This is a genomic window from Microbacterium sp. H6, assembly GCF_003314775.1.
Lineage (GTDB): Bacteria > Actinomycetota > Actinomycetes > Actinomycetales > Microbacteriaceae > Microbacterium > Microbacterium oxydans.
Window position 1 is genome coordinate 326 of the sequence record NZ_QOAY01000281.1, and the last position, 2,851, is coordinate 3,176.

Genomic DNA, 2,851 nt, shown 5'->3' on the forward strand with positions numbered 1-2,851 from the left:
CGGCACGACATGTTCGGCGAGCCGGTCGACGATCCGAGCTTCGGCAAGGAGTCCCTGGTCGATGTCCGCACGCTGGAGGTCATCGCCACGGGCGAGACCGAGCTCACCGCAGCGGAGCAGCAGATGGACGGCAGCAGCGCCTACAGCGCGGCCCAGCTCTCGGGTGAGACCTATCCGAGTCCGCTCATCGTCGAGATGGCGCGCGTCATGAAGGACGGCGCACCGTCGTGGCAGCTGACGATGTGCGATACCGCGACCAACGAGATGACCGTCACCACTCTCGACTGATGTGCGCGACGCCGTTTCTTCAGCTAACTTGCACGTTGGTGTGCACGTAATGTGTAAACTCGTCCTGTGAAACAGAGCTGGCGGGTCTACAAGCGCGACGTCAAGAGACTCTCCCGCGTGCCCAAGGCGTGGATCATCATCATCGGCGTGCTCATCACGCCGGCCCTGTACGCGTGGTTCAACATCAACGCGTTCTGGGACCCCTACGCCAATACGGCGAACATCCGCGTGGCGGTGGTCGATCTCGACGAGGGCGCCACCTCCGATCTCACCGGTCACATCGACATCGGCGAGCAGGTCACGACACAGCTCGAGGACAACGACCAGCTCGGGTGGACGTTCATGGGCGAGGACGAAGCCCAGGAAGCCGTGAAGAGCGGCGACGTCTACGCCGCCATCGTCATCCCGGCGTCGTTCAGCGAAGACCTGATCAGCATCACCAGCGACGACTTCACGCAGCCGGCGCTGAAGTACTACGTCAACGAGAAGGCCGGGGCGATCGCCCCGAAGATCACGGATGTCGGTGCCTCCGAGCTCGACAAGCAGGTCACGAGCGCCTTCAAGGAACAGGTCGCCCTGGCGGCGACGAACGCCCTCAAAGACGTCGGCGACTCCACCGAGCTCCGCCTGCTGAACGCGAGGGACAACACCCTCGACGCCTTCGACCAGGCAGCGCAGACACTCGCCTCGGCTCGAGAGAACCTCGCCGAGACGCAGGACGGTCTCGCCTCCTCCCGCAACACGCTCTCGTCCGCACGGAGCACCCTCGGCGACGTCGACACGACCCTCGGTGACGTACAGAGATCGCTCGCCCAGACGCAGTCGATCATCGCCGAGACGCAGAAGGAGGTGATCACCTTCACCGACAGCGCCACCACCGCGTTCCTGCAGGGGACGACCCTGCTCGCCGACGCCTCCTCGAAGGCGAACGTCTCCATCACGCGCCTCACCCAGAGCCTCGAGCAGGCAGGCGTGCGCATCGATGCCGGTATCGACGACGTCTCCACCGTGCTGAAGGCGAACGAGGCGGCAGCCGCCCGGTTGCAGGCGCTCCTCGACGACACCGACCTCAGCGAGGACACGAAGCAGCGCCTGACCGAGGTGATCGCCTCCCTGCAGGAGCGCAACGCCACCGACCAGCAGCTGCTCGCCGACCTGAAGACCCTCAAGGCCGGCGCCGCCGACACCGTCGGCTCGATCCAGGCGACGGCCGATGCCGTGGACCGCGCGATGCAGGACACCAGGGACGCGTCGTCCTCGATGCGCGACATCCTCACCGGCACCGTCCCCGCGCTGAACAGCGCCATGGCGCAGCTGTCGGCGAGCGTCGGCTCGTTCTCCGCCGCACTGGATGCGCAGAAGGGTGTGCTCGCCCAGGCGGACCAGCTGCTCGGCGGACTGGACTCACAGCTCGTCGCGACCTCCGCGGCACTCACGAGCTTCGACGGCGACCTCGCCGGCATCGAACAGGGCCTGCAGACCTCGCGCACCGACGTGGTCGCGCTGAACGCCGCATCCGAATGGGGTCTGCTCGGCACCCTCACCGACCTGGAGCCCGAGCAGATCGCCCAGTTCATCTCCTCCCCGGTCGAGGTGGACGAGCACCTGGTGTTCCCCGTCGACACCTACGGCTCGGCGATGGCAGCACTGTTCACGAACCTGTCACTGTGGATCGGCGCTTTCGTGCTCATGGTCATCTTCCGCGTCGAGGTCGACACCGAGGGGGTCGAGGGTGTGACGGTGCGAGAGGCCTACTTCGGCCGCTTCTTCCTCTTCGCGACGCTCGCCGTCGGCCAAGCGCTGATCGTGTGCACCGGGAACCTCATCATCGGGGTGCAGACGGTCAGCGCACTCGCCTTCGTCGGCACGGGTGTGCTCATCGCCCTCGCCTACGTGAGCATCGTCTACGCCCTGTGCGTGGCGTTCGGGCACGTCGGCCGCGGACTGTGCATCCTCCTCGTGATCATGCAGATCCCCGGCGCCTCCGGCCTGTACCCGATCGAGCTGATGCCAGGCTTCTTCCGCGCGATCTATCCGCTCCTGCCGTTCTCCTACGGCATCGACGCGATGCGCGAGACCATCGGCGGTTTCTACGACGGTCACTACTGGCGCTTCCTCGGCGCCCTCGCCGTGTTCGTGGTGCTCGCCTTCCTCATCGGACTCGTCCTGCGCCGCCGTCTCGCGAACTTCACCCTGCTCTTCAACCGACAGGTGCTCGCCACCGACCTGCTCATCGGCGAGAAGGTGCAGGTCGTCGGGAACGGATACCGGCTCACCGACGTGATCCGCGCCCTCTCGAACCGCAGCGACTACCGCGACGATCTGGCACGGCGCGCCGAACCGTTCACGCGCCGGTACCCGATGCTGTTGAAGGGCACGGTGCTCACCGGGGTGGCGGGCCTCGTCGTGCTCGGTGTCCTCACCTGGGCTCTCCCCGGATCCAAAGCCCTGCTGCTGGGCCTGTGGACCCTGTGGATCCTCCTCGTCATCGGATTCCTCGTCGCCATCGAATACATCAAGCACAGCTTCGAGAACGGTGCCGAGGTCGCGGCGCTCGACGACA

2 protein-coding genes are annotated in these 2,851 nt (G+C 66.1%); both read left to right on the forward strand.

Annotated elements, in window-relative coordinates; genetic code table 11:
• Window positions 1-288 (forward strand): hypothetical protein (locus tag DSP71_RS18255; protein WP_181800780.1); only part of this gene is annotated, 288 nt, incomplete at its 5' end.
• A 66-nt stretch (window positions 289-354) separates the two neighbouring features.
• Window positions 355-2,851 (forward strand): YhgE/Pip domain-containing protein (locus tag DSP71_RS18260; protein WP_147251381.1); only part of this gene is annotated, 2,497 nt, incomplete at its 3' end.